Origin of the sequence: Kribbella polygonati, assembly GCF_050320105.1 — a bacterium.
Lineage (GTDB): Bacteria > Actinomycetota > Actinomycetes > Propionibacteriales > Kribbellaceae > Kribbella.
The window spans coordinates 5,913,280-5,939,449 of sequence record NZ_CP190129.1; the positions used below are offsets into that span (position 1 = coordinate 5,913,280).

At 69.3% G+C, this 26,170-nt stretch carries 23 protein-coding genes; 4 read left to right on the forward strand and 19 right to left on the reverse strand.

All coding sequences use genetic code 11. The annotated features are described in order from the left end of the window. Positions 1–153: 153 nt before the first annotated feature. The gene (locus tag ACQHIV_RS27915; RefSeq protein ID WP_427886595.1) at positions 154–1,071 is read right to left on the reverse strand and encodes a hypothetical protein; all 918 of its coding nucleotides are present in this window, start codon (positions 1,069–1,071) and stop codon (positions 154–156) included. A gap of 151 nt (positions 1,072–1,222) precedes the next feature. On the opposite strand from ACQHIV_RS27915, the gene ACQHIV_RS27920 reads away from it, so the two are divergent. Continuing rightward, positions 1,223–3,151, forward strand: coding sequence for a CocE/NonD family hydrolase (locus ACQHIV_RS27920; RefSeq protein ID WP_427886597.1), 1,929 nt, complete (start codon positions 1,223–1,225; stop codon positions 3,149–3,151). On the opposite strand, the gene ACQHIV_RS27925 is transcribed toward ACQHIV_RS27920, so the two are convergent. From ACQHIV_RS27925 to ACQHIV_RS27995, 15 genes are all read right to left on the reverse strand, one after another. Beyond that, positions 3,143–4,297 (reverse strand): glycosyltransferase, encoded by a 1,155-nt coding sequence (locus ACQHIV_RS27925; protein ID WP_427886599.1) that lies wholly within the window; start codon positions 4,295–4,297, stop codon positions 3,143–3,145. The genes ACQHIV_RS27920 and ACQHIV_RS27925 overlap by 9 nt on opposite strands. Next, on the reverse strand, positions 4,298–6,928 hold the full coding sequence (locus ACQHIV_RS27930; protein ID WP_427886601.1) for a glycosyltransferase family 4 protein: 2,631 nt from the start codon (positions 6,926–6,928) through the stop codon (positions 4,298–4,300). It lies immediately after the preceding gene. Then, positions 6,925–8,226, reverse strand: a complete 1,302-nt coding sequence (locus ACQHIV_RS27935; RefSeq protein ID WP_427886602.1) for a nucleotide sugar dehydrogenase — start codon at positions 8,224–8,226, stop codon at positions 6,925–6,927. The genes ACQHIV_RS27930 and ACQHIV_RS27935 overlap by 4 nt, the downstream gene beginning before the upstream one ends. Before the next feature lie 25 nt (positions 8,227–8,251). Then, positions 8,252–9,451: an acyltransferase family protein gene (locus ACQHIV_RS27940; protein ID WP_427886604.1), complete on the reverse strand. Its 1,200-nt coding sequence runs from the start codon at positions 9,449–9,451 to the stop codon at positions 8,252–8,254. A gap of 4 nt (positions 9,452–9,455) precedes the next feature. Continuing rightward, entirely contained in the window at positions 9,456–10,508 is a 1,053-nt protein-coding gene (gene wecB, locus ACQHIV_RS27945) for a non-hydrolyzing UDP-N-acetylglucosamine 2-epimerase (protein WP_427886606.1), read from the reverse strand. Positions 10,509–10,511: 3 nt separating this feature from the next. Next, complete coding sequence (locus ACQHIV_RS27950; RefSeq protein WP_427886607.1) at positions 10,512–11,510, reverse strand: Gfo/Idh/MocA family protein; 999 nt, start codon at positions 11,508–11,510, stop codon at positions 10,512–10,514. A gap of 2 nt (positions 11,511–11,512) precedes the next feature. Beyond that, on the reverse strand, positions 11,513–12,604 hold the full coding sequence (locus tag ACQHIV_RS27955; RefSeq protein ID WP_427896578.1) for a DegT/DnrJ/EryC1/StrS family aminotransferase: 1,092 nt from the start codon (positions 12,602–12,604) through the stop codon (positions 11,513–11,515). Beyond that, complete coding sequence (locus ACQHIV_RS27960; RefSeq protein WP_380190590.1) at positions 12,601–13,212, reverse strand: acyltransferase; 612 nt, start codon at positions 13,210–13,212, stop codon at positions 12,601–12,603. The genes ACQHIV_RS27955 and ACQHIV_RS27960 overlap by 4 nt, the downstream gene beginning before the upstream one ends. Next, positions 13,209–14,393, reverse strand: coding sequence for a hypothetical protein (locus tag ACQHIV_RS27965; RefSeq protein ID WP_427886609.1), 1,185 nt, complete (start codon positions 14,391–14,393; stop codon positions 13,209–13,211). Before ACQHIV_RS27965 ends, ACQHIV_RS27960 begins: the two co-directional genes overlap by 4 nt. A 4-nt stretch (positions 14,394–14,397) precedes the next feature. Beyond that, the gene (locus ACQHIV_RS27970; protein WP_427886610.1) at positions 14,398–15,294 is read right to left on the reverse strand and encodes a hypothetical protein; all 897 of its coding nucleotides are present in this window, start codon (positions 15,292–15,294) and stop codon (positions 14,398–14,400) included. After that, the gene (locus ACQHIV_RS27975; RefSeq protein WP_427886612.1) at positions 15,291–16,613 is read right to left on the reverse strand and encodes a glycosyltransferase; all 1,323 of its coding nucleotides are present in this window, start codon (positions 16,611–16,613) and stop codon (positions 15,291–15,293) included. Before ACQHIV_RS27975 ends, ACQHIV_RS27970 begins: the two co-directional genes overlap by 4 nt. After that, positions 16,610–17,722 carry a glycosyltransferase gene (locus ACQHIV_RS27980; RefSeq protein ID WP_427886614.1) on the reverse strand — a complete coding sequence of 371 codons (1,113 nt, stop codon included), beginning with the start codon at positions 17,720–17,722 and terminating at the stop codon, positions 16,610–16,612. The genes ACQHIV_RS27975 and ACQHIV_RS27980 overlap by 4 nt, the downstream gene beginning before the upstream one ends. Positions 17,723–17,726: 4 nt before the next feature. Further along, positions 17,727–18,515 (reverse strand): ABC transporter ATP-binding protein, encoded by a 789-nt coding sequence (locus tag ACQHIV_RS27985; RefSeq protein WP_427886615.1) that lies wholly within the window; start codon positions 18,513–18,515, stop codon positions 17,727–17,729. A gap of 16 nt (positions 18,516–18,531) precedes the next feature. Next, entirely contained in the window at positions 18,532–19,398 is an 867-nt protein-coding gene (locus ACQHIV_RS27990) for an ABC transporter permease (RefSeq protein ID WP_427886616.1), read from the reverse strand. Between the two features lie 360 nt (positions 19,399–19,758). Next, positions 19,759–19,965 (reverse strand): hypothetical protein, encoded by a 207-nt coding sequence (locus ACQHIV_RS27995; RefSeq protein WP_427886618.1) that lies wholly within the window; start codon positions 19,963–19,965, stop codon positions 19,759–19,761. Positions 19,966–20,488: 523 nt separating this feature from the next. On the opposite strand from ACQHIV_RS27995, the gene ACQHIV_RS28000 reads away from it, so the two are divergent. Next, entirely contained in the window at positions 20,489–21,478 is a 990-nt protein-coding gene (locus ACQHIV_RS28000; RefSeq protein WP_427886620.1) for a helix-turn-helix domain-containing protein, read from the forward strand. 31 nt (positions 21,479–21,509) lie between these two features. Here ACQHIV_RS28000 and ACQHIV_RS28005 read toward each other — a convergent pair whose 3' ends face one another. Together ACQHIV_RS28005 and ACQHIV_RS28010 are read right to left on the reverse strand one after the other, a co-directional pair. After that, positions 21,510–22,607, reverse strand: a complete 1,098-nt coding sequence (locus tag ACQHIV_RS28005) for an aspartate-semialdehyde dehydrogenase (protein ID WP_427886622.1) — start codon at positions 22,605–22,607, stop codon at positions 21,510–21,512. 5 nt (positions 22,608–22,612) lie between these two features. Further along, positions 22,613–23,884, reverse strand: coding sequence for an aspartate kinase (locus tag ACQHIV_RS28010; RefSeq protein ID WP_427886624.1), 1,272 nt, complete (start codon positions 23,882–23,884; stop codon positions 22,613–22,615). 217 nt (positions 23,885–24,101) lie between these two features. Between ACQHIV_RS28010 and ACQHIV_RS28015 the strand changes: the two genes are divergently transcribed. Then, entirely contained in the window at positions 24,102–24,422 is a 321-nt protein-coding gene (locus ACQHIV_RS28015) for an ArsR/SmtB family transcription factor (RefSeq protein WP_427886626.1), read from the forward strand. 31 nt (positions 24,423–24,453) lie between these two features. After that, the gene (locus ACQHIV_RS28020; RefSeq protein WP_427886627.1) at positions 24,454–25,041 is read left to right on the forward strand and encodes a dihydrofolate reductase family protein; all 588 of its coding nucleotides are present in this window, start codon (positions 24,454–24,456) and stop codon (positions 25,039–25,041) included. On the opposite strand, the gene ACQHIV_RS28025 is transcribed toward ACQHIV_RS28020, so the two are convergent. Further along, positions 24,924–26,135: an MFS transporter gene (locus ACQHIV_RS28025; protein WP_427886629.1), complete on the reverse strand. Its 1,212-nt coding sequence runs from the start codon at positions 26,133–26,135 to the stop codon at positions 24,924–24,926. The genes ACQHIV_RS28020 and ACQHIV_RS28025 overlap by 118 nt on opposite strands. Positions 26,136–26,170 lie beyond the last annotated feature (35 nt).

Consider the following 26,170-nt stretch of genomic DNA (forward strand, 5'->3'; position numbering starts at 1 on the left):
CAACAAACGGCCGCGCCGCAGGCGTGACCTTCCCACCCACCACACCAACCCCGCCGGAGCGGCCCGCCCCGCATCAACCTCCCGCGCGCCGACGAAGTCGGCCAAAACACAGCCGCGCCGCAGGCGTGTCCTTTCGCCGCCGGGGCGGGTGCTTCAGCCGCCGTTCAACGGGTTGTAGGCCGGGGTGAAGGGGAAGTAGTTCCAGTCGGGGAACGTGGTGGGGACCTTGCCCAGGGACTTGATGACGGTTTTGGTGCCGGCTGCGTGGCCGACGGCGTACAGGTAGCCGGTGTTGGTGTCTTTGTCGATGCCGAGCAGGAGCGTCCCGTTCCGACCGCACGGCGCGGAGACGAGCTGTTCGAAGATCTGCCAACTGGAGGTTCGCACCGGGGTGATGATCGGCTTCAACGGAACAGTGACCGGAATCTTGACCATATACAGACCGCCGGCCCGGTTGTTGGCCAGGAACATGTCGTACGTCGGCGTCGCCGCGATCAGCGTGAACGACTTCATCGAGCTCATCCCGGTCACGTACCCGGTGTTCCGCAGCCCCTTCCCCACATCCGTCCAGCGCCCGAACAACCCGTACTGATCCTGCTGGTACAGCATCGTCCGCGTCGGCTTGCTGCCGGCAGAGGCCTTGTACTGCGACTGGATGAGGAACCGCCCGCCCCACCCGTTCCCGATCCGCTGGAACACCGGCGTCCCGACGACCTTCCCGTCGCGCCCGATGGTGTACGTGCTCTGCATCAGGTACCCGCTGCCCCACACCACCTTCCCGCTGCGCGTGGTCCGCCCGTTCCCGGCCGGTACGGCGGTGAACGACGTCGGCTGGCCCACGTTGTACGGCGTGTTGTACACGTCGGGTGTACGCAGCACCGCGCTCGCGCCGGCCGCCGTCAGCACCTGACTGTCGATGTCGCCGTTGCTCGCGAAAGACCCGAGCCCGAGCGCGCACGCCGCGGTCGCGGCCGTCCGCGCGCCGGAGGCGGCAGGTGCAGCGGCGGCAGGATGGATCGTCGTACCCAGCGAGAGCGCGAGCGCGCCCAGTCCGATGGCCGTTCTCAGCATGGGATCAGCCCCCTTCAGATCACCTGATGCCGGGCGGAGCGCGAAAGTTGCGAGTGAAGTATTACCCGTGCGAAGACACGGGAAGTGAGCGAGCGAGTGAGTTCTGTGCACAGAATAGTCGTTCACCTACCGCCCATAGGGGGATACCCGAATGCGCACAACTCGGTTACGAGCTGGGCTCACACTCCTGGTCGCCGCCGTTCTGGCGCCGGCCGCCGCCCTCACCGCGGCCGCGGGCCCGACCGCGAAACCCTTCGTACAGGGGACGCAGACGGTGCCGGCGTACGACTACGGCAAGGCGATCCACGAGCGGGTGCGGGTCGACGTACCCGGGCTCGACGGGGACGCGAACGGCATCACCGACCAGGTCACGGTCGACATCATCCGGCCGGGTGAGGCGACCGCGGCCGGTATCGACGTACCGGTAATCATCCAGGCGTCGCCGTACTACGCGAGCGATCCGGCGAGCTACTTCGACGGAGCCGGCGCCCGGCAGGTGTACGGGAGCTGGCTGGACAACTACTTCGTGCCCCGCGGGTACGCCGTCGCGTTCGTCGACATGCCCGGGACGTTCCGCTCCACCGGGTGCAGCGACGTCGGCGCGCAGCTCGAGGTACTCGGGACGAAGTCCGTCGTGGACTGGCTGAACAACCGGACCACCGCCCACACGCCGGACGGCGCTGCCGCGAAGGCAGACTGGTCGACCGGGAAGGCGGGCATGATCGGCGTCTCCTGGAACGGGACGATCGCGAACTCGGTCGCGAGTACGGGCGTCCGCGGGCTGGAGACGATCGTGCCGATCGCGGCGATCTCCAGCTGGTACGACTACACCCGCGGGTTCGGGGTGCCGTTCTACGACGAGTACATGGGCTTCCTGCACGACTACGTGAGCAACGACGCGTCGCCGCGGTGCGTGGCGATGACGGACGAGATCGAGAAGGCGTCCGACACGCCGACCGGCTCGTACAGCAAGTGGTGGGACCCGCGGAACTATCGGCTGGACGCGTCGAAGGTGCGGGCCAGTGTGTACGTCGTGCACGGGCTCGGCGACGAGAACGTCAAGACCCGGCAGTTCGGCGAGTGGTGGGACGAGCTCGCGAAGCGGAACGTGCCGCGGAAGATCTTCCTGCACCAGGGCGTGCACCTGGACGGGTTCAGCTTCCGCGACGAGTGGGTGAACAAGCTGCATCCGTGGTTCGACTACTGGCTGCAGGGCTTGCAGAACGACGTGATGGACACGCCGCAGGCGACGATCCAGCGCGAGGACGGGTCGTTCGTGGACGAGCCGCGCTGGCCGGCGGCCGGGTCCCGGCAGACGACGCTCAAGCTGAGCAAGGCGGGTGCGAAGGCCGGCGGGTTGTCGATCGCCGGCGCGTCGAGCGAGCCGGTCAGCTTCACCGGGACCAGCAAGGAGTCCGAGGACACCGTCGTACTCGATCCGACTGCGGCGCGGACGGACCGGGCGGTGTTCCTGAGCGACCCGTTGACGAAGGCGGTCCGGCTCAGCGGGACCGGGAAGGTGTCGGTCCGGGTGCGGGTCGACAAGGTTGCCGCAGGCATCAAAGCGCGGCTGGTCGACTACGGTACGGCGAACCGGTACGTGAACGTGACGAACGTGCCGAACACCCGGGTGTGCTGGGGCGGCGGGAACGCGCTCGACACTGGGTGCTACGCGCAGACGCAGATCAACACCGCGATCTCGGACACGTCGGTGGTGGTGCGGACGCTGGCCGACGTCGGGCACTACAAGTCGTTGTACACCAAGGAACCGCTGCGTTCGGATCGTTGGTACAACCTGTCGTTCGAGCTGAACGCGGACGATGTGGTGTTCGCGGCCGGGCATCGCCTGGGCCTCGTGCTGACGGTCGAACCGGACAACCCGTCGGTGCCGTTCACGGGCGCGACCATCACGCTCGACCCGGCGCGTTCCGCGCTCACGCTCCCGCTGACGGGCTACACGCAGGCCCTTCAAACAGCCCAGACGCCGCAGTCGCGCATAGCCGCCGGCCAGCTCGCCCAGCCGGAGCCGGAGAAGGACCCGGTGGAGCTGATGAAGCAGATGGTGGAAGCATCACGCTAGTTCTGCGTAGGCGTTCACCAGTGTGGTGGCGTCCTGTTCCCAGTTGAGGGTCTTGGCGGCCGTACGGATCCCGTCGGTGTACGTGGGGTAATTGTCGACGAGGGTTCGGACGGCCGCCGCCAGCGAGTGCGGATTGCCCGATTCGTAGAGGGTGCCGAGGTTGTGTTCGGTCACCACCGCACGGAGTTCCGGCAGGTCGGCGGCGACCACGGGGACGCCGGCGCGGACCGCGTGGAAGAGCTTGTTGGGAAGGGCGAGGCGGTGGTTCTCGCAGGTGTTCGTCAGCGTCACCAACGAAATGCCGTACGTCCGCAGCGTGTCGTCGACCTCGTCGATCGACCGCTCCGGCACCGTCTCCACCGGCCCCAGGTCGAGGCGGTAGTTGGGATCCACCGACCCCATCAGCACGGTCCGGAACGGCGCCAGCTCACGAGCGGCCGCGACCACGGTCGACAGGTCGCGCCCCGCGCCTACTCGCCCGGCGTACAGCAGGCCCTCCGGCTTCGAAGGAGCCGGCGGTACGTCGTCGGCGCGCGGGAACGTGTTCCGTACGACGCGCACGTCCGTCAGCCCACGTGACCGCAGCCGCGCGGCGATCCCGTCCGACACCGTGAAGACAACTCGTGCCTGCGAGGCGAGCGCGAGCTCGTACCGTCGCCCACGAGCACGCCACAGCGGAGTGGGACGACCAGGGAGTGCCCGGTCGAACCACAGTTCGTGGCTGTCGTAGATCAGCGCCGCCGACCACTGCGCGGCGTACTCCGCGGCAAGCTCCAACGTGTTGAAGTCGTGCGCATGCACGACGTCGACAGGACCAGCCGCTGCAACCCGAGGGGCCGCCGCGATCCGCCACTGCTTCTCCGTGCGGGCCCGGTGCTCCGGCAGCAGCAGCCACCGGCCGAACCGCTTGGCCAGCACCTTCGGACCGGAATGCCCGTGCCCGACGGTCAGCCCGCCGCTCCCGGCCCGCAGACCGGAGGAGCGGGAGACGGACTCCACCGTGATCCCAGGCCCCACCTCGAAGCCTTCCGGAACGTCGCGGCCGATCACGTGCAGCGTGTGACCGGCCGCGGCGAGCGCCGTCGCCTCCCGCAGGATCCGCGAGTCCCCGGCGATCGGGGACTGCGCGATCATCAGAATCCGCACTTACTCGCTCTCGTCCTCGCGAACCCACTCGTTCCGGACGAACGGCAGCAGCACCTCGACCGACTTCCGGCCGTCGTGCAGGTCCCGCACGAACGAGGGTCCCGCGTCGGCGAGCTTCCGGGCGGTGTCGCGCTCCGCGACGAGCCGCTCGATCACCTCCGCCAGGTCGTCCGGCGTCGCCTCGGCGATCGGCAGGTCGGTCGGCAGCAACTGCCGGACCGGGTCCGCGATGTGCCCGACGGTGACCCGGCCGGCCGCCATCGCCTCGCACGCGAACACGCCGTACGAGCCGAGCAGCATCTGGTCGACCACGATGTCGGCGCTCTTCACCAGTTCGGCCAGTTCCTTGTGCGGAACGTCCTGCACCCGCTGGTACTTGATCAGCCCGCGCGCGTCCAGGTCCTTCAGCACCGGGTCGACGTACACCGAGCCCTTCAGGGCGCTCGCCGACGGCGCGTGCAGCACCACCGGGATCTCCCGCTCCAGCACCGGCTGGGTCGAGGCGAACGTGTCGATGTCGACGCTCAGCGGCAACCAGATGCCGTTGTCGACGAACTCGAGCAGGTCCGGCGTGGTGACGAAGATCGGTCCGGCCCCGTTGTAGCGGCGGAGGTGCCGGCGGACGTTGTTGTTCGCCGACTGCAACCGCTGGGTGAGCTCGTCCTCCGGGTCCCGGAACGGCGAGAACCGGTACTGGTCGCGGTGCTGCGCCGGGTCCCGGATCTCCGACCCGTGGAACACCAGGCCGTGCTTGATCCCGGCCTGGTCGAGCACCGGTACGTCGGCCGTCCACATGTCGCCGGGCAGCTGCCCGAACATCGGCCGGCCGGCCTCGAACAGGACGTGCGTCACCTCGCGCAACGCGTACGACGTCAGCTCCAGCTGCCAGCGCAGGTCCGTCCGGTACTGCTGGTACGTCCCGGTCCGGTGCACGCGGAAGTCGAACGCGCCGCTGCCCGTGGTGAGCGACTCGGCCTTGACGTCCGGGTGCGCACGCTCGAGCGCGGTCGCCCACAGCCAGGCCTGACCCGCGCTGTTGACCGGACCGAGCAGCAGGTGCGTCCCGGTCTTCTCGATCTTGCCGCCCGGACGGCGGACCTCGAGCTGCTTGCCGGTCAGTTCGCCGTACAGCTCACGCAGCTTGGCGGCCTGCCCGGCCCAGGACACTTCCTGCTGGTACGCCGGATCGGCGACCCGCTCGCGGTAGCTGTCCAGGTCGGTGAGCACGGTCCGGACCTTCGACGCCAGGTCGTGCGCGTCCTCCGCGACGAAGACCTCTCCGATCCGCGTACGCCCGACGAAGTCCTTCATGCTCGGCATGTCGCTGACCACCACCGGCAGCCCGGCGAACGCGTACTCGAACAGCTTGTTCGGCAGCGCCATCTCGTGGCTCGGGTACCGCAGGATCGGGATCAGCCCGACGTCGGCGGTACGCAGGAACGCGACCACCTCGTCCGGCCCGACCGGGTCCACGCAGTGCAGCCGGTCCTCGACCCCGAGCTCCGCGGCCTCCGTCTGCAGCGCCCGGACCGCGTCGTTCGCGACCGCGGGCACGCACACGACGGCCAGGTGCACGTCCGGCAGGTCCACCAGCGCCTGCACGGCCGTGTGGATGCCGCGCGCCCGGGTGACGCCGCCGCTGTAGACGACCAGCGGTACGTCGGACGCGAGACCGATCACGCTGCGGATGTCGGACACCTCGACCGACACGTCAGCGGGGTTCGGCGTGTTCATCACCACGGTCGGCAGGTGGTCGAGGTGATGCTCGGCCTGCAGCCGGGTCGCGATCGCCGGGCTGACCGTGATCACCCGGTCGGCGTCGCCGATGTACTCGCGCTCGTGGTTCGCCCAGGCCGCGATCGAACGCCGAGTGCGGGCGCCGTACTGCGACAGGCCGGCGACGTACTCGTGCGCGTCGTACACGACCTTCAGCTGCCGGCCGCGCAGGCTCGCCCGGCCGGCCGCGCGGGCCGCGACGCCGACCACGTGCATGTCGTGCGCGTGCACCACGTCCGGCTCGATCCGGTCGATCAGGTCGCCGAACGCGATCTCCAGGTCCAGCGCCTCGGGGTGCAGCTTGCGCCACGGCGCCGGCCACGGCAGCCGGTGCAGGACACCGTCGTACGCCCGCCAGCTGAACTTGAACGGAGCGTCGGCCTTGTTTCCGACGCCCTTGCGCACCCAGGCGGCCCGCTCGGCCGCCTTCCAGCGCGCCCGCCGGAGCAGCCGGGTGGCCACGCCGGCCTTGTACTTGATCGGGTTTCCCTGGCCCGCCTTGGCCCGTGCGATCGCGTGCCCGGAGTCGGCCTTGAGCTCCTTGAGCTCGGCCGCGATCCGCTGGCTACGCGCCACATAGGTCGCGCGGTACCGATAGCCCACCAACGGCGGCCGCCAGTTGCGGTGCGCCGTACGGCTTCGTTTCCGTTCCTCACGCAGTGCATAAGGCACCGCCACCCGGACGATCAGCGCGCCGTCGAGCATCTCTCTCGACGGGAGGCCGTTGGCCGAGACCCCGAGCACAGTCACCTCTGCTCCGGTCTCGGCCAGTGCTGCGGCCTCCTTGCGGACCCGGCTGTCGTTGGTGACGTCGTTGGCGACCATCATCACGACCCGCAGGCCGGCATCTGTCACTGGCTGACCGACCTTCCGATCACAATCCGCCGCACGCCGGCCCACTTGGCCGGGTCGGTGCGGTCACGACCGTCGACGAGTACCTTCACGCCCGGCAGGTCCGCCGGGCTCAGCTGCGCGTACTCCGCGTGGTCCGCCTGCAGCACCGCCGCGTCCACCGGCGAGCCCAGCGTGTACGGCGTGAAGCCGAGCCCCTGGAGCTCCTCGTCGGTGTACATCGGGTCGTGCACGGTCACCTCGGCACCGCGCGCCTTGAGCGCCTCGACGGCCGGGAACACGCCCGAGAAGGCGGTCTCCTTCACGCCACCACGGTACGACGCACCGAGCACCACGACCTTGGCGCCCTTCAGCTCGCCGAACGCGCCCTCGAGCAGGCCGATCGTGTAGTCCGGCATCCCGGCGTTCGCCTCGCGGGCGGCCCGGACGACGGTGGCCTCGGGGTCGGTGTACAGGTACAGCCGCGGGTACACCGGGATGCAGTGCCCACCGACCGCGATCCCCGGCCGGTGGATGTGGCTGTACGGCTGCGAGTTCGACGCCTCGATGACCGCGTGTACGTCGATGCCGTTCTGGCCGGCGAACCGGGCGAACTGGTTCGCCAGGCCGATGTTCACGTCCCGGTACGTCGTCTCCGCCAGCTTCGCGAGCTCCGCGGCCTCGGCCGAGCCCAGGTCCCAGACGCCGTTCGCGCGGTCCAGGTCCGGACGCTCGTCGAAGTCCAGCACGGCCTCGTAGAACGCGGTGGCGCGCTTGGCGCCCTCCTCGGACAGGCCGCCGACCAGCTTCGGGTACTTCCGCAGGTCCGCGAACACCCGGCCGGTGAGCACCCGCTCGGGCGAGAACACCAGGTGGAAGTCGGTGCCCTCGGTGAGACCGGAGATTTCCTCGATCATCGGCTTCCAGCGGTTCCGGGTGGTACCGACCGGGAGGGTGGTCTCGTAGCTGACCAGGGTCCCCGGGGTGAGGTGCTCGGCCAGCGAACGGGTCGCGTTCTCCATCCAGCCGAACTCGGGCTGCCCGGTCTTCTCGTCCACGAACAGCGGCACGACGACGACCACCGCGTCGCTGTTCGGGATGGCGTCCGCGTAGTCCGTGGTCGCCCGCAGGCGGCCGTCGGCCACGGTCTCGGCGAGCAGCTCCTGCAGGTGGGCCTCACCCGGGAACGGCTCCTGACCGGCGTTCACCAGCTCGACGAACTTCTCGTTGATGTCGACGCCGACGACCTGATGGCCCTTGGCCGCGAACTGGACCGCCAACGGCAGTCCGATCTTGCCTAAGGCAACAACACTGACACGCACAGCAACTCCACTAGGTTGTGATTCTTCATCGTTTGCCTCGGAGCAGCCGCTCCATCGGGTGCTCGACGAGCTTGTAGAGCACCGCCGAGGCGAAGATCGAAAGGGCGAGTACGCCGGCGTACCAGGTCAGGTTCGACCAGCCGATCGGGCCGGCGATGCCGTGGTACTCCTTGATCGCGTACATGATGGTCGCGTGGACCAGGTAGAACGCGTACGACCACTGGCCGAGCGCGACCAGCGGCCTGCTGCGCAGCAGTGACCGGCCGCCGCGAATGTCGCGGGCCGCGACCGCCAGGATCAGGAAGCCGTACAGCAGCGTGAGGATCTCCTTCTGGCACAGTCCCATGGTGACCGCGCCCGGGAAGTTGGCCGGGTGCGAGCCGGAGTACCAGAGCACGTACAGCCCGCCGCCGGTGACCAGGAACGCGAACCACACCGGGATCCGCGGCTTCCACCCGGACCGGAGCGCGATCGCCAGGCCGATACCGAACAGGAACGCCACCGAGTGCAGCACCGGCTGCGGCAGGATCGGTATCTGGGTCTTGTAGTGGAACAGCGCCAGCTTGTAGGCGCCGCTGACGACGATCACCGCGACGCACAGGATCAGGCCGCCCGCGGTCTTCAGCCGCCGCGTCAGCCGCCACACGAACGGGAAGTACGCGTAGAAGAACGCCTCGACCGACAGCGTCCAGCCCGCCGGGTTGCCGGCGTACAGAACGGTGGGGTTGTTCGACCAGCCGTGCAGCAGCAGCCCGGACAGGGCCAGCGCGGTGAGCGACACCGGCTTGATCCAGGGCATCGCGGCCGGCGGGTCGACCCGGTAGAAGACGAAGAACGCCGCCACCAGGGTCAGGATGTACAGCGGGAAGATCCGCGCGAACCGGCGCCGGTAGAAGGTCCGGATCTTCGTCCCCGGCTGCGCCGACCAGGTCAGCACGAACCCGGACAGCACGAAGAAGAACGTGACGCCGGAGACGCCGTACTTCAGGAAGTCGTAGATCGGCAGCGGCGCCAGCTGGGTCATGTGATGGCAGAACACGAAGAAGGCCGCCCACCAGCGCAAACCGGTGAGCGACTCGACTCGTGGCAATCGTCCGCTCGGACGCGGGGGGCTCGCATCGGAGGTAGTGCTGACAGGCGCGCCGGGAGGTGGGGTCGGGACAGCGGCCGACCTGGGGGCGTCCTGGGTCGGCTCTGTCTGGTTCTCTTCGGCGGCCTTCGTCATGTGGTTACTCCGCGAGAGTGGCGACGACACGCTCCGCAGCGTGACCGTCGCCGTACGGCATTGGGCGTCCCCCCGTGGGAGCCGGCCGTGCAGCCAACTGGGGCAGCTTACTCACGTCGGATGTCAACACGTTCCATCCGTCCGCCACTGTCTCGACCCATTCGGTCTCGGTGCGCAGCGTGGTACACACCCGGCCGAGCAGGAAGGCCTCCTTCTGGAGACCACCGGAGTCGGTCACCACACCGGCCGAGCCGAGCACGGCCTGGACCATCTCCGGGTACGCCAGCGGCTCCCGGACGTGCAGCGAACCGTCCGGACGCTCCAGCTTGATGCCGTGCTCCGCGCACTTCGCGACCAGCCGCGGGTGCGCCAGCAGCAGTACCGGCGTACCGGCCGCGGCGAGCCCGTCGACGATCGCGGCCAGCCGCTCCGGGTCGTCGGTGTTCTCGGCCCGGTGGATCGTCGAGACGACGTACTCGCCCTGCGTGAACGGGCCGTCCAGCGGCTTGTCCTGCACCGCGTCCCGGACCCGGAAGCACACGTCGGTCATGACGTCGCCGACCAGCCGGGACTTGCCCGTCAGGCCCTCGTTCGCCAGGTGGTCCATCGCCACCTGGGTGGGGGCCAGCAGGAGGTCCGCCGCGTGGTCGGTGAGCACCCGGTTGTGCTCCTCCGGCATCAGCCGGTTGAAGGAGCGCAGCCCGGCCTCCAGGTGCGCGACCGGCAGGTGCATCTTCACCGCGGACAGCGCACCGGCCAGCGTCGAGTTCGTGTCGCCGTAGACCAGCACCCAGTCCGGCTTGTGCTCGTCGAGTACGGCGTCCATCGCGGCCAGCATCGCGCCGGTCTGGACACCGTGGCTGCCGGACCCGACGCCCAGGTGGACGTCCGGGTCCGGGATCCGCAGGTCGGCGAAGAACACGTCGGACATGTTCTTGTCGTAGTGCTGCCCGGTGTGCACGATCACGTGCTGGTGATCGGTGGCGGCGAACGCCTCCGCGACCGGCGCCAGCTTCACGAACTGCGGGCGCGCACCGACAACGCTGAGGACCTTCATCGACTAGCTCTCCCCGGCGATGGCGACGGTGCGGTCCTCGGAGGCCGACTGCAGAACGGCCTCGGCCACCTTGACGGTGGTCAGACCCTGCTGCAGCGTGACGATGTCCGCCTCCTTGCCCAGCACCGCGTCCCGGAAGGCCTCGTGCTCGGTCTTCAGCGGCTCGGGCTTGCTGATCGCGTACCGGATCATGTCGCCCTCGCTGACACCGCGGAAGTGCGCGACGTCGTCCCACGCGGTCTGCACGGTGCCGTTGGCGTGGAAGGACAGGTCCGCGGTCAGGGTGTCGGCGATGAACGCGCCCTTCTCACCGGTGACGACGGTGAGCCGCTCCTTCATCGGGGACAGCCAGTTGACCAGGTGGCTGGTCACGGTGCCGTTGGCCAGCTTGCCGGTCACCGCGATCAGGTCCTCGTACTGCCGGCCGGACTTGTGCGCGCTCTGCGCGGCCACCGTGACGAACGGCGACTGCGTCACCCACGCGGTCAGGTCGATGTCGTGGGTGGCCAGGTCGAGCACCACGCCGACGTCCGCGATCCGGGCCGGGAACGGGCCCTGGCGGCGGGTGGTGATCTGGTAGATGTCGCCCAGCTCGCCGGCCTCCAGCCGCACCCGCAGCGCCTGCAGCGCCGGGTTGTACCGCTCGATGTGACCGACCGCGCCGACCAGGCCCGCCGCCTCGAACGCCTTCGCGATCTCGGTCGCCTCGGCCGACGAACCGGCCAGCGGCTTCTCGATCATTGCGTGCACGCCGGCCTCGGCCAGCGCCTTCGCGATCTCGGCGTGGTACTGGGTCGGCACCGCGACCATGCAGTAGTCGAGCTTCTCGGCGATCAGCTGCTCGATGTTCTCGTGCACCGGACGACCGCCGGCCACGCTGAACTTGTCACCGCCCGGGTCGGCCACCGCGACCAGGTCGACGCCCTCGAGCGACGCCAGGACGCGGGCGTGGTGCCGGCCCATCATGCCGAGGCCGATCAGGCCCGCACGCAGGTTCGCCATGATCACGCACCCGCCTTCGCAACAGTGTTCACCGCGGCGACGATCCGGTTCAGGTCGTCCTCGGACAGCGACGGGTGGACCGGCAGCGAGAGCACCTCGGCCGCGGCCTTCTCGGTCTCCGGCAGGTCCAGCTCACGCTGGAACGACGGGAGCCGGTGGTTCGGGATCGGGTAGTACACGCCGCAGCCGACGCCGTACTCGGTCCGCAGCGCGTTCGCGAAGCCGTCGCGGTCCTCGGTGACGCGGATCGTGTACTGGTGGTACACGTGGCTCGCCTCGGCGGCCACCGCGGGGATGCCGACGCCCTGCAGGTTCGCGTCCAGGAAGGCCGCGTTCTCCTGCCGCTGCTTCGTCCAGCCGCCGACCTTGGTCAGCTGCACCCGGCCGATGGCGGCGTGCAGGTCGGTCATCCGGTTGTTCAGGCCGACGACCTCGTTCTCGTACTGCTTGAGCATGCCCTGGTTGCGGAACAGCCGCATCCGGCGCTCGAGGTCGGCGTTCGCGACCGAGTTCATGCCGCCCTCACCCGACGTCATGTTCTTGGTCGGGTACAGGCTGAACATCGCGAACTCGCCGAAGGTGCCCACCGGGGCGCCGTTCCAGGTCGCGCCGTGCGCCTGCGCGGCGTCCTCGAAGATCTGGATGCCGTGCTTGTCGGCGACCGCCTGCAGCGCGGTCATGTTGGCCGGGTGGCCGAACAGGTGCACCGGCATGACGGCCTTGGTCTTCTCGGTGATCGCGGCCTCGACCGCGGCCGGGTCCAGGCAGAAGTACGTCGGCTCGATGTCGACGAACACCGGGGTCGCACCGGTCAGCGCGACGCTGTTCGCGGTCGCGGCGAACGTGAAGGACGGGACGATCACCTCGTCACCCGGTCCGACACCCGCGGCCAGCAGGCCCAGGTGCAGGCCCGACGTACCGGAGTTCGTCGCGACGCACGCCCGGCCGGAGACCAGCGCTGCGCCGAACTCCTGCTCGAACGCCGCCACCTCGGGGCCCTGGGCCAGCATGCCGGACTGCATCACCCGGTCGACGGCCTCGCGCTCCTCCTTCCCGATGATCGGCTTCGCGGCCGGAATCGGCTGCACCATCAGTTCTCCTCCTGAGTTTCTCCGGCCGGCCGCAGCCGCCCGTCGGTTTCGATGTACATCTCGCCCGTGTTCGGGCACTTCCACTCGCCGTCACCGACGGAGAGCAGCGGAACCCCGGCCTTGCCGACCCACTTGAGCCGACGGGCCGGAACCCCGGCGACCAGCGCGAAGTCTGGCACGTCCTTGGTCACCACCGCACCGGCGGCGACAGTCGCCCAGCGGCCGATGGTGACCGGGGCCACGCAGACGCTGCGCGCACCGAGCGAGCAGCCTTCCTTCATCGTCACCCCGACCGGTTCCCAGTCGTGCCCGCTCTTCGGCGACCCGTCCGGGTTCACCGCGCGCGGGAAGTAGTCGTTGGTGAGCACCACCGCCGGGCCGATGAACACGCCGTCCTCGAGGGACGCGGGCTCGTACACCAGCGCGTAGTTCTGGATCTTGCAGTTGTCGCCCATCCGGACCCCGGTCCCGACGTAGGCGCCGCGGCCGACGATGCAGTTCTTGCCGAGGACCGCGTTCTCGCGGATCTGGGCCAGGTGCCAGACCGACGAACCGTCGCCGATCTCGGCGCTGTCGTCGACGTCGGCGGAGGGCGCGATGCGGGACGTCACAGGGTCTCCTTCGGGATGAGCCAACTTCTCAGTACTTCGGCCGAGCGGCGTCCGTCGTGCAGCTCGGTCACGAAACCGGGGCCGGCGGCGGCCCGCTCGGCAGCGGTGTCACGGTCGGCGATCAGCCCGCCGAGAACATCACCCAGGGTGTCGGGATCCGCCTCGACGATCGGCACCTCTCGCCCAGTCAGAGTACGCACCCGGCGACGGACCTCGTCACCGACGTACGAAACCACGATCCGCCCGGCGGCCAGGGCCTCCGCGGCCGCCACGCCGTACAGGCCGATGTGCAGCTGGTCGACGACGATGTCGGCGTCGCCGATCACCGCCGGCATGTCCTGGTGCTGGACGCCGGTGATCCGCCGGTACTCGACCACGCCGCGGTCCTGGAGGTCGGTGAGGACCTCGTCGATCTCCTGCGTGCCCTTGAGTTTCGCGTTCGACGGGACGTGCGCGACGACCGGTTTGGGCGTACTGAAGAGGGGGCGTGCGGCGGCCTGCCACGGCGCCGGGTCGATCGCGACCGGCAGCCAGTGGGCGTTCGATACGTCGTCCAGCAGGTCGACCGTGGAGACGAACACGGGAAGGCCCAACGACTCCACCAGCTCGGCGTGCCGGCGTGCCTGCGGCTCGAGCCGCTCGGTCAGGTCGTCACCCGGGGCGAACGGCGACCAGCGCTCGCGCTTCGCGTGCCGGCTGGGCAGGCGGATGTCGGAGCCGTGGAAGAGCAGCGCGACGTTGACGCCCTTGCCGAGCAGCTCCTCGATGTCGGGCTGCGCGTCGGCGTACCCGCGGGCGCCGAACAGCGGGCGCAGGGACTCGGCCAGCACGTGCGTGTACTGCGCGACGTACCGCTGCTGGGCGCGCTGCCAGCGCGGCTGGCCGAACCACGCCAGCGGTACGCCGTAGTCGTCGGCGAACTGGAAGCGGCCCTTGCGGTGAAAGGCGAACGAGACGGCGGCGACGTCCGGCAGGGTGTTCGCGGCCTGTGCCCAGGCGTGACCCTGCCCTGCGGAGTTGGTCGGTCCGACCAGCATCCGCACGGGCGTCGCCGGTACCGGCGGGAAGGCCGGCAGCTGCGCGAACGAGTACCGCACGCCCCGCAGGCGCCGCCGGACCGCTCCCGCGGTCCGGGCCAAGGGCGCCGGCAGGTGCTCGCGGATCGCACGCGTCACCGTCACTGTGTCATCCATTACCTACTGGGGCCTTCATCATGTCGAGCTCGCGACGGGCCGCCGGCAGACCGAGCACCACCGGGGTGCTGGCCTTGCGCTGACCGAGGTTCCAGCCGGCCCAGATCGCACCGGCGTCCAGCGCGATCACGACGTCCGCCTGGTCGATGGTCGTCAGCACGTCACGCCGGCTGAGGACCCGCTCCCAGTAGTTCTTCCCGAGGTCACTGGTGGCCCGCTGCCCCCGCAGGAACTTCACCGGCGCCGACCCCTTGATTGCCGGCGGCAACATCCTGCCCGCAACCTTCCGAGCCTTCCGAGCCCGCCACTCCACCGCCTTCACAACCCGCTTGGCCCCAGTAGGCCGCACCTTCGCCGCGGCACGCGGGGTGGAGGAGGCGGCCGAAGTCCCGGCCAGGCCGGCGGACGCCTCCGCCGCAGCGCCTCCGGCGCCAACCGCGCTGCTGGTGGAGGCGGCGGGCGCAGCCGCACTCGCCCCGGCGCCCTCGGCGCTCGCCTCCCCGCCGGACCCGTCGGCGGCTGCCGCGCCGTCCTCCGGCTCGTCGGTCGGCGTGGTGGCTTCGCCACCGGCGGCAGCAACCTGTGCCGCGGCTGGTGCGACCTCGTCCTCGGCCACCGACTCCGGGGCGGCAACTGCCTCGGGGGCGATGACGGCGTCGGGGGCCTCGTCGGTGGGTTCGGTGGCGGGCTCCGGCTCGGGGTCCGGGGCGGCAGGCATGCGGCCGGGACCGATGAGCGTGAAGGTGTTGACCTTGTCGGCGACCCAGGCGGACGGGGCGACCCAGCCGACCACGTCGATGGTGAGGTTCTGGTCGCCGAGGTCCTCGCGGACCTGGTCGAAGTAGGTCGGCGGCAGTCGCCGCGTCGACAGCAGTACGACGTTGCTCATGCGGCCACCCCCGTCACACTCGCGGCCAGCGACTCGATCCGCGGATCCAGCTGCAGGTCCCGCCGGTACGACGCACCGAACTCGCGCGCCTTCGCCCGGATCCCCTCGTCCGCGGTCCGCGCCGCGTGCGCCGCCTCGATCAGCGCCGCCGCGATCGCCTCCGGCGTCACGTCCGCCACCGGGAACCACAACGGATGCCCCCGCAGTACGTCGGACGCCGCGTTCTCCGGGTCGTGCACCGACACCACCGGCAGCCCGGTCGCGAGGTACTCGAACACCTTCCCGCTGGTGACGTACCGCCCCTTGCCCAGCATCAGCAGCTGCGCGTCGAACTCGTCGTACGCCTTCGCGATCTCGGCCTTGCCGACCGGGCCCTCGTAGCTGACCCCGGCGTCCGCGGCGGCGTTGATCGTCGCGAGCATGTCCGCCCGCGGCTGCGCGTAGTACCCGAGGTATCCGTAGATCTTCGCGCGAGCGCCCTCGAGCTCCGGCGACTGCTCCTTCGCGAGCTGCCAGCCCTCGACGAACTCCTTCAGCGGCACCTTCGGCGACACGGTCCCGACGTACCCGAACACCAGCGGCCGATCGGTCACCGCACCGCGGTCCTGGGTGTCCGGCACCAGGTCCGGGTCGAACCCGTTCGCGACCGTGTGCATCTTCGACGCCTGCGCCGGGTAGAGCTTCTCGTGCCACTCCTTGATCGGGTCGTTCACGAACCAGACCTCGCGAGCGGACTCGACCAGTTTCTTCTCCCAGCGGGCGGCCCGGCTGTTCGGCTCGTGCAGCCGGTCGCCGGTGAACACGTCCAGCAGCCACGCGTCCCGGTAGTCCATCACGTACGGCACCTGGAACTTCTTGTGCAGGTGGTACGCCGCGGTGAACGCGACGTGGGGGTTCGCCGTGGCGACGGTGAGGTCGACCTTGTGCGCACGGTGGATCCGCTCCGCGGCCTTCTCGATCACCGAGCGCCAGGGCCCGTACCCGCTCTCCGGGAACGGGATCTGGTCCTGCTTGGTGCGCCACTTGGCCCAGAGCTTCGGGTTCGAGGCGCGGCGCTTGGACCAGCGGCGCAGGTCGGCCTCCAGGATCGGCCACTCGAACGGCACCCGGACGACCTCGACGGACGGGTCGACCCGTTCCTCGAGGGTCAGGTCCGCACCGGTGAACCGGAAGAACGTGTCGCGGTCGGCCGTCAGCACGGTCACCTTCCAGCCGAGCGCGGCGAACCGGTTGGCCGTGGCCAGTGCCCGGTAGACACCGCCGCCCCGGCAGGGCGGGAAGCCCCAGGCGACGTACAACAGGTGTGGGCGGTCGGTCATGCACGTCCTTTCGAAGAAGCAGAGCCTCTTAGCAGGTAAAGAATCGCGTCGGCCAGGTTGTCGTACGGCGTGGTCGTGGGCAGGTGCTCGCTGGCCCACTGGAGCGCGTGGTCGCGCAGCTTCTCCAGCTCACCGGGGTCCGCGGCCCAGCGCCGCAGGATCTCCGACGCCTCCGCCACCGAGTCCACCAGGACTCCGCCACCGGACTCCTCGATCACCTTCGACTGCCGGGGCAGCCGGGTGGACAGCACGGGAAGGCCGCTGGCGAGGTACTCGTAGATCTTCGACGGCATCGCCTCGATGAACGCCGGGGTCGGCTGGAGCATGGCGAGGCTCGCCCAGGCGCCGTGTGCGATCCGCCACGCGTCGGCGGGTGGCTGGCGCCCGTGCAACCGGACCCGGCCGCCCAGGTCGGGCTGCGCGATCCGGGCCTCGATCCGGTCCCGGTCCGACGGTGCGACCGGGCCGACCAGGTCGAGAGACCACTCCGGCGCCGCGGCGACGGTCTCGACCATGTCGAACAGTCCACGGCTGGTGCGCAGGTCACCGACGTACACCGCGCGCGGGGCGCCGGTCGGCGGGGACGGGGCCAGGAAGCCGTGGTCGGGCAGGTTCTGCACCACCAGGCGGTGCTTCGCCTGGTGCGGTGCGAGGTGCGAGTCGGCGACCACCGTCAGGTCGGCGCCCGCGGCCAGCTTCGAGCCCGCCCGGACGATCAGCCGGGCCGGCAGTCCGGCCGGGCCCTTCGCCCAGGCGCGGTCTGCCAGCAGCCGCTCGTAGTCCTCGTGCACGTCGACGACCAGCTTGCGCCGCCGGAGCGCGGTGACGAACCGGGTGACCGGGATCATGTCCGGGTCGACCGTCATCACCACCTTGGCGCTGGTCCGCCACGGCAGTACGGCGGTCCGGGCCAGGCGCTGCACCAGGTTGCCGCGCGGCCCGGCGTGCACGGTGGCACCGGCCGGACCGCCCGCCGCATCGCCGAGGCCCCACAGCTCGACCCTCAGGTCGCGGTGCTGCAGGGCCGCGGTGATCTTGTGCAGGCGCGCATCGGCCACGTCGTGGCCGGTCGTGATGATCCCCACGTCCGGCGCCGTACTGCGTGACATCGCCTCAGAGGTCCTCGAGTGAGACTGCTTCTTCTTCCCCGACCTGCAGGAACTTGGTGTAGGCCTGGATCACCTCGTTGGGCGCGCCGCGCATCATCAGCTTGCCCTTGTGCAGCCAGATGCAGTCGTTGCACATCTCGCGGACACTGCTCATCGCGTGGCTGACCAGGAACATCGTGCGGCTGTTCGAGACCAGCTCGGCCATCTTCGCCGCGGCCTTGGTCTTGAACGACGCGTCACCGGCGGACAGCGCCTCGTCGATCATCAGGATGTCCGGGTCCATGTGCACCGCGACCGAGAACGCCAGCCGGCTGAACATGCCGGACGAGTACGTCCGCATCGGCATCTCCATGAAGTCGCCGAGCTCGGCGAACTCGGCGATCTCCTCGTACCGCGCCTCGATCTCCTTGCGGCTGAGTCCGGCCGCCAGACCACCGAGGACGACGTTCTCCTTGCCGGACAGCGCGGCGTTGAAGCCGACGCCCAGCGACAGCAGCGTGGAGACCCGGCCGTGCACCTCGATCCGGCCCGAGGTCGGCGGCAGGATGCCGGCGATCGAACGCATCAGCGTCGACTTGCCGGCGCCGTTCGCGCCGATGATGCCGATCGTGGTGCCGTGGTTCACGTCGAAGGACACGTTCTGGACGGCCTTGACCTCGCGGACCGCGCGCTCGCCGCGGCCGAGCCGGACGATCGCGCTCTTGAAGGTCGGCACCCGCTCGAACGTGGTCCGGTAGGTGATCGACACGTCCTGCACCTTGACGGCCGGAACCGTGGACTGACTCTTCTGCATCGGCATCTTCTCGGTGTCAGAGACGGACAACGAAATCACGCTCCCTCGACATGAAGAACAACGCCCCGACAGCGAAGGCCAGGATCGCCCAGAACGCGCCGGCGATCCACAGCTTCATATCCGGCACGTGCCCCTTGACGAGCAGGTCGGTCCAGCCGCCGAGCAGCGGATAGAGCGGGTTGTACTGGATGAAGCCCTTCAGCCTCGCCGGAGCCTGCTCGGCGAACCACAGCACCGGGGACATGTACAGCCAGATGCGTACGAAGTACGGCAGGAAACTCGCGGTGTCCCGGAAGTACACCTGGAGGGCCGCGAAGATCATCCCCATGCCGGAGGCGAAGACCGTCAGCATCACCAGGAAGATCGGCGCGAGCAGCATCTGCCAGTGCAGCTTCTGCCTCATCAGCACGTGGATGATGAGGTACACCACCAGGGTCGGCACGAACCGGAAGAACGCGGTCCGCACCGCCGACAGCGGCAGCAACATCCGCGGGAACGACTGATTCAGCAGCAGCTTGCCGCCGCCAACGACGCTGGCCGCACCGGCCGTCATCGCACCCGAGAAGTAGTAGAAGGCGAACAGGCCGCCGCACATGTGGGCGAACCGCAGCCCCGCATCGACCTTGGCACTGCCACCGGCGATGATGTCGGTCAGCAGGTAGTACACGAGTGCGAGGAGCAGCGGGTTCAGCACCAGCCAAACCTGGCCGAAGAAGGTGTTCGTGTGCGCACCCCGGATGTTCGTCCGGGACATCTCCGCCGCGAACTCCCGTCGCTGCCACAGCGCCTTGAAGTACGGGCGCAGGGCCGGCAGTCCGACCTTGTGCGGTTCGTACACGTGCACCGACGGGTTGAACTCCTCGTCGACGCTAGTCGCGTTCATGCAGGCGATGCCTCTCTCTGCCGGAAATTGGATCCACGATGGCCGATCACCTGGGTTTCGGCGGACACCGCGCGGGGTACGGCGGCGGGCCACGCAGACCGGGAAGCAGAGTAGCGGATCCGCTCGGACGCCGACGACACAGCGGTCCTCCTTAGTGAGCAACGACGTACGGACGGCTACCGAACGTCGTTCCCCGCTGCGTCCACAACACCTGCGTCGTCCTTCGCCGATCGTTATCCGGAATATACATTTGACAGCCAGTGGCGGCCAAAACGCCTTCCAGGCAAGTCAAATCGCGGTCAAATCATCAGGTACGACGCTACGCTCCGGCGCGAAGTTGGCGTGACGCGGCACACCAGTTCAGCGGCAGGACCCCGAGAGCCGCGCGGTCGGGCCGGACGTGACACGCAACAGCACGTCCGGACTCGCCGTGAACAGCCTCACCGTCCACGGAGCACCCGCCGGCAACTCCCGGGGTTCCACCATCGATCCGGCCCCTGGTCCGCGCTGGGCGGTCGCGGACGGCGGCACCGGATCCTGCGGCGCGATGACCAGGGCGGCGGTCATCGGCCTCCCGAGTCCGACGGTGGAGGACAGCGCTACGCGGGATCCCTGCAAAGATGCCTTCGCGCTGGGGACGGCACACCGGACACGACGGGCGGCGGCACACGGCGGAACCGGTCGCATCGGGCACTCCTCCTCAATCGGCCTCACGATTGGAGATGCCACAGTTTGTACACCCTCCGGCACAGCGGGTGATGGCACGGAAGTGCGAGGGCACCGATGCGCCGGATCGAGATCCAACCGAAACCGGCATCGCTGACGGGACAGCCGGCACGGGCCAGAATTGGAACAGCAGCCCGGCGGCGCTCAGGTGGTCCGTCGCCGGGCTGCTGGACCTCAATTCTCGCTCACTACCGCGCGGAAATGGTGGCCAGATGGTGACACGGCACAAGAATGCTGACAGGACAACAAATATCGCTGCGCGCGTCCGGCCCGACACGGACAGTGCCTTCCGTGCTGGATCGGCCCCTCTAACCTGGAGGGACGGTAGCGGGAGGTGACGGCAATCGGCAGGGAGGGAAGAGTCGTGAGCACAACGGACACGGAGCGTGCCGACCATTTGCGGGTGCTCGGACTCAACGACGACGAGATCCGGGTCTACCAGCATCTGCTGCGGACCGGCCCGTCGTCGATCGTCGAACTGGACGACGCGGTGCAGGACCGGACAGGCTCGATCGACAGCACGCTCAGCGGGCTCGTCCAGGCCGGTCTCGCGCGGCGGTCCGGCTCGGACCACTCCCGGTACCTGCCGGTGCCGCCGGACGCCGGCCTGGAGGCGATGACGCTGCGCCGCGAGTCCGAGCTGAAGCAGGCCCGGATCGAGGTGCTGAACGCGTACGACGAGTTCCGCCGGACCGTGCACAGCGAGTCGACGACGCACCTGATCGAGGTCGTCACCGGCAACGCGATCGTCGAGCGGATCCACCAGATCAAGAACAGCGTGCAGCGGGAGATCCTCGCGATCGACTCCCCGCCGTACTACATCGGCGGCCCGAACCAGGAGGAGATCGACCACCTGAAACGCGGCGTCGCCTACCGGGTCGTGTACTCGCCGGAGTCGGTCGAGGTGCCGGGGTACCTGACCGAGAACATCCTCCCGTGTGTGGAGGCGGGTGAGCAGGCGCGGGTGCTGCCCGACGTACCGGCGAAGCTGACGATCATCGACGGCTCGATCGCGTACGTGTCGATGTCGGTGCGCGACACCGAGGTGAACCGTTCGCTGCTGATCATCCGCCCGAGCAGCCTGCTGACCGCACTGATCGGCATGTTCGAGCTGTGCTGGCGCAACGCCCTGCCGCTGCACGCGTCGGTGGGCACCGAGGACGACCGCCTGGAGCCCATCGAACGCCGCCTCCTGGCCCTGCTGGCCACCGGCGCCGCGGACGACACCATCGCCCGCACCCTCGGCATCAGCCGCCGCACGTTCTTCCGCTACCTAGAACGCCTGATGAACCGCACAGGCGCCAGCACCCGCTTCCAACTAGCCCTACACGCCGCCCGAGAAAACTGGCTGTAAACCGACGGGGGGCCCGCTGTAGGCCCCTCTTTCAGGCCTCGGCGGGGATGAACTCCTTGGCGACGACCTCGGCGATCTGGGCCGTGTTCAGCGCCGCGCCCTTTCGCAGGTTGTCGCCGCAGACGAACAGTTCCAGGGCGTTCGGGTCGTCGAGGGACTTGCGGATGCGGCCGACCCAGGTCGGGTCGGTGCCGACGACGTCCGCCGGCGTCGGGAACTCGCCCTCGGCCGGATTGTCGAACAGCAGCACGCCCGGCGCGTCCCGCAGTACCTCACGAGCGCCGTCGGCGTCGACCTCCTGCACGAACCGTGCGTGCACCGACAACGAGTGCGTCGTCACCACCGGCACCCGCACGCACGTCGCGGACACCTTCAGATCGGGCAGCCCGAGGATCTTCCGCGACTCGTTGCGTACCTTCAGCTCCTCCGAAGACCACCCGTCGTCCTTCAACGACCCGGCCCACGGTACGACGTTCAACGCCAGCGGCGCCGCGAACGGACCGAGGTCGTTCCCGACGACCCGCCGTACATCCCCCGGTGAACTCCCGAGCTCACGATTCCCCGCGACCTTCGCCAACTGGTCGTACAGCGCGTCGATCCCGGACTGCCCGGCACCCGACGCGGCCTGGTACGACGCGACCACCAGCTGCTCCAGCTCGTACCGGTGATGCAACGCACCCATCGCGACGATCATCGACAGTGTCGTGCAGTTCGGGTTCGAGATGATGCCCTTCGGCCGGTTCCGCGCGGCCTCGGCGTTCACCTCCGGAACCACCAGCGGTACGTCGGGATCCATCCGGAACGCGCCGGAGTTGTCCACCACGACCGCGCCCTTGGCGGCCGCGATCGGCGCCCAGTGCGCGGACACCTCGTCCGGTACGTCGAACATCGCGACGTCGATGCCGTCGAAGGCGTCCTCGCTCAGCGCGATCACTTCGACGGTCTCGCCACGGACCACGAGCTGCTTGCCCGCGGAGCGCTCGGAGGCGATCAGCCGGATCTCACCCCAGACGTTCTGCCTGGTCGAGAGCAGGGTCAGCATCACCGACCCGACGGCGCCGGTCGCACCGACCACCGCCAGGGAGGGCAGACCCGTCCGGTCCTCGATCGCGTTCTCCACAGCGCTCACAGGGGTCACCGTCCCGTTCCTCCGTACACGACAGCCTGGGTGTGCTCGTCGTCCAGGTCGAATGCGGTGTGCGCCGCGGTCACGGCGGCGTTCACCAGGTTCTCGTCCACGACCACCGAGATCCGGATCTCCGAGGTGGAGATCATCTCGATGTTCACGCCGGCGTCGGCGAGCGCGGAGAAGAACTTCGCGGACACGCCCGGGTGCGAGCGCATTCCGACTCCGACGACCGAGACCTTTCCGATCCGGTCGTCGTACAGCAACTGCTCGTAGCCGACCTCGTCCTTCATCCGGGCGAGGGCGGACATCGCCCGGGCGCCGTCGGCGCGCGGCAGCGTGAACGAGATGTCGGTGCGGTTGGTGGCCACCGCCGACACGTTCTGCACGATCATGTCGATGTTGGTGTCGGCACCGGCGACGGTCTCGAAGATCCGGGCCGCCTCACCCGGCTTGTCGGGGACGCCGACCACCGTGATCTTGGCCTCTTTGGTGTCCTGCACCACGCCGGAGATGATCGCCTGTTCCATCGTTTGATCCAGTTCCTTCGCATCGACGACCCAGGTGCCTTCCTTCTGCGAGAAGGAGGAACGCACGTGGACGGGGACGTTGTAGCGGCGGGCGTACTCGACACACCGCAGGTGCAGCACCTTCGCGCCGCAGGCCGCCATCTCGAGCATCTCCTCGTAGGAGATCTTCGGGATCTGCTTCGCGGCCGGCACGATCCGCGGGTCCGCGGTGAAGATGCCGTCCACGTCGGTGTAGATCTCGCAGTAGTCCGCCTCCAGCGCGGCGGCCAGCGCGACCGCGGTGGTGTCGGAGGCGCCGCGGCCCATCGTGGTGATGTCCTTGGTGTCCTGGGCGACGCCCTGGAACCCGGCCACGATCGCGATGTGCCCCTCGCCGAGCGACTCCTCGATCCGGCCGGGGGTGATGTCGATGATCCGGGCGTTGCCGTGCGCGGAGGTGGTGATCACGCCGGCCTGCGAGCCGGTGAAGCTGCGTGCCTCGTAGCCCAGGTTGGCGATCGCCATCGCGAGCAGCGCGGCCGAGATCCGCTCACCCGAGGTGAGCAGCATGTCGAGCTCGCGCGGCGGCGGCAGCGGAGAGACCTGCTGGGCCAGGTCCATCAGTTCGTCGGTGGTGTCCCCCATCGCGGAGATGACGACCACCACGTCGTTCCCGGCCTTCTTCGTCGCGACGATCCGTTGGGCCACGCGCTTGATGCCATCGGCGTCGGCGACCGAAGAACCGCCGTACTTGTGTACGACGCGTCCCACAGTGTTGTCTCCTCAAACCACTGGTTGCGGTACGCCGTGCGGCGTTGCACCAGGCGTAGTCTCGGGGGTCATTCTAGCCGTGACCTGACCGTTGCCCACCGGCTGACCAGCACCCGGTCCGGCAGATCACCGTCCGCACCGAAGGTTCCCCGACCGCGCGTCGTTCAAGCGGGAAATGGTCCTTGTTCGTATAAGCCATCGCTGAAATAATTGGCGGGTGCACGCGTTCGACATCCTCGGCGACCCGGTCCGGCGCCGGATCCTGGAGCTGCTCGCCGAGGGCGAGCTGCCGGCCGGCAGTATCGCCGGCACCATCGGCACCGAGTTCGGGATCAGCCAGCCGGCCGTGTCCCAGCATCTGAAGGTGCTGCGGGACAACGGGTTCGCGACCGTCACCGTCGACGGCACCCGGCGGCTGTACGCCGTGGCGCCCGAGCCGCTGCGGGAGATCGATACCTGGCTGGACCGGTACCGGAAGTTCTGGACCAACCGGCTGGACGCGCTGGAGGCCGAATTGCACCGCGGCCGCCGCCCATAACCTTTGCGTCCGCGCCCGCATCTGGGTTGGTATGCGGAACATAGTGGCCAGGCTGTGCATGTCCGAGGACGGGATCGTGGAGCGCCCGGAGCAGTGGCTGCCGCGCGGCGCGCTCCGACAGCTGACGCCCGCGGCCGGGACCGTGCTGTTCGGCCGCAGGACGTTCGAGCGGTACGCCGGTTCGCTCGGCGTACCGGAACACACCCGGAACCTCGTGGTCGGCTCCCGCCCCGTCGTCGCCCGCCCGGGGACCGAGATGCTGCAGGGCGAGACCCGCCGGGTACTGACCGCGCTGAAGTCCGTGCCGGGCGAGGACCTGCACGTGATCGGCAGCCTCACGCTGATCCGCTCGCTGCTCAAGTGGCGCCTGGTCGACGAGGTGTCGCTGCTGGTCCACCCGGTCGCCGCCGGCCGCGGTACGTTGCTGGACCGCCGGCAGCTCCGGCTGATCTCGATGTGCGCCCGCGACGGCGGCGTCCTCGAGGCGAACTACCGGGTCCGTTACGCAGCGACCGCCGTACCGTCGACGACGCTGATGCCGGAGGGCCGGTGGGGCGGCACGCGCAGCAGGGACAGGGTCGCCAGTACGGCGAGACCGGCCGCCAGGACCCACGCGTAGCGGACGCCGAACGCCTCGACCACCGCGCCGGCCACGGCGGATCCGACCGCCGCGCCGACCATGCCGCCGCTCTGCGCCCAGCCGAAGATCTCGGTGTGCGCGGTCTGCGGGGTGAGCTCGCCGATCCGCTCGTACACCGCGGCGATCGTCGGCGCGATCAGGCAGCCGGCGGCGAACATCATCACCGCCAGCGCGACCACCGACGAGGTCACCAGGACGCAGCCGGAGATCAGTACCGCGAGCGCCAGCATCCGCCGCCAGACGTACGAGTTCCGCCGGCCGGGCAGCGCGCCGTTGATCACGCCGCCGCTGACACTGCCGATCGCGGCGACCATCTCGAGGACGCCCGCGATCAGCCGGTTCCCGTGCTGGTCGGCGACGGCGACCATGCCGAGCGACATCGCGGCGAATCCCATCACGAGGCACGCCCAGGCGACGAGCAGCGGGGCACGATGCTGATGGAACAGCAGCTCGCGGGCGGTCGGTCGTGGGCCGGAGTTCTCGTCGTGGTGCGAGCCGGACTGCTGACTCAGGCCGAACCACCAGATGCTCGCGGCCGCGAGCACGGCGCACGCCAGCAGACCGGCCCGCGGGCTCGCGAAGCTGACGATGACCGCGCCGGTCATCGGTCCGATGACGAACAGCAACTCCTGCGCGGTCGCGTCCAGCGAGTACACGGCCCGCAGCCGGGAGCCGTGCACGATCCGCGGCCAGTTCGCCCGGAGCGCCGAGGTGACCGGTGCCACACAGACGCCGGCGACCGCGGCCGCCACGGGGAGCAGGCGGTACCAGCTGTACGGGAGGAGCGCGACGACGGCCATCGACGCACCCCAGGCCATGCCGGTGCCGATGACGACCTTGCGGGCGCCCTTCCGGTCGGCCATGCGGGACCAGACCACGCTGGCGACCGCCGTACCGACGGAGTAGGCGCCGGCCACCACCCCTGCCCAGCCGAAGTTGCCGGCCGCGTCCTTGGCCAGGAAGGACAGCGGGACCATCGTCGCGAGCACCGGCAGCCGCGCGATCAGCGCCGAGGCGAGCAACGCCATCACGCCACGGGTCTTCCACAGGTCGCGGTACGCCGACATGTCCATAACGTGCATTGTTTCCTGACATCGATGTCCGGCGC

Excerpts from the sequence above, each read along its gene's own strand:
- ACQHIV_RS27915 (WP_427886595.1), bottom strand. The coding sequence starts at position 1,071 with ATGCTGAGAACGGCCATCGGACTGGGCGCGCTCGCGCTCTCGCTGGGT.
- ACQHIV_RS27920 (WP_427886597.1), top strand. The coding sequence starts at position 1,223 with ATGCGCACAACTCGGTTACGAGCTGGGCTCACACTCCTGGTCGCCGCC.
- ACQHIV_RS27940 (WP_427886604.1), bottom strand. The coding sequence starts at position 9,451 with ATGACGAAGGCCGCCGAAGAGAACCAGACAGAGCCGACCCAGGACGCC.
- wecB (WP_427886606.1), bottom strand. The coding sequence starts at position 10,508 with ATGAAGGTCCTCAGCGTTGTCGGTGCGCGCCCGCAGTTCGTGAAGCTG.
- ACQHIV_RS27950 (WP_427886607.1), bottom strand. The coding sequence starts at position 11,510 with ATGGCGAACCTGCGTGCGGGCCTGATCGGCCTCGGCATGATGGGCCGG.
- ACQHIV_RS27970 (WP_427886610.1), bottom strand. The coding sequence starts at position 15,294 with ATGAGCAACGTCGTACTGCTGTCGACGCGGCGACTGCCGCCGACCTAC.
- ACQHIV_RS27975 (WP_427886612.1), bottom strand. The coding sequence starts at position 16,613 with ATGACCGACCGCCCACACCTGTTGTACGTCGCCTGGGGCTTCCCGCCC.
- ACQHIV_RS27980 (WP_427886614.1), bottom strand. The coding sequence starts at position 17,722 with ATGTCACGCAGTACGGCGCCGGACGTGGGGATCATCACGACCGGCCAC.
- ACQHIV_RS27985 (WP_427886615.1), bottom strand. The coding sequence starts at position 18,515 with ATGCAGAAGAGTCAGTCCACGGTTCCGGCCGTCAAGGTGCAGGACGTG.
- ACQHIV_RS27990 (WP_427886616.1), bottom strand. The coding sequence starts at position 19,398 with ATGAACGCGACTAGCGTCGACGAGGAGTTCAACCCGTCGGTGCACGTG.
- ACQHIV_RS27995 (WP_427886618.1), bottom strand. The coding sequence starts at position 19,965 with ATGACCGCCGCCCTGGTCATCGCGCCGCAGGATCCGGTGCCGCCGTCC.
- ACQHIV_RS28020 (WP_427886627.1), top strand. The coding sequence starts at position 24,454 with ATGCGGAACATAGTGGCCAGGCTGTGCATGTCCGAGGACGGGATCGTG.
- ACQHIV_RS28025 (WP_427886629.1), bottom strand. The coding sequence starts at position 26,135 with ATGGACATGTCGGCGTACCGCGACCTGTGGAAGACCCGTGGCGTGATG.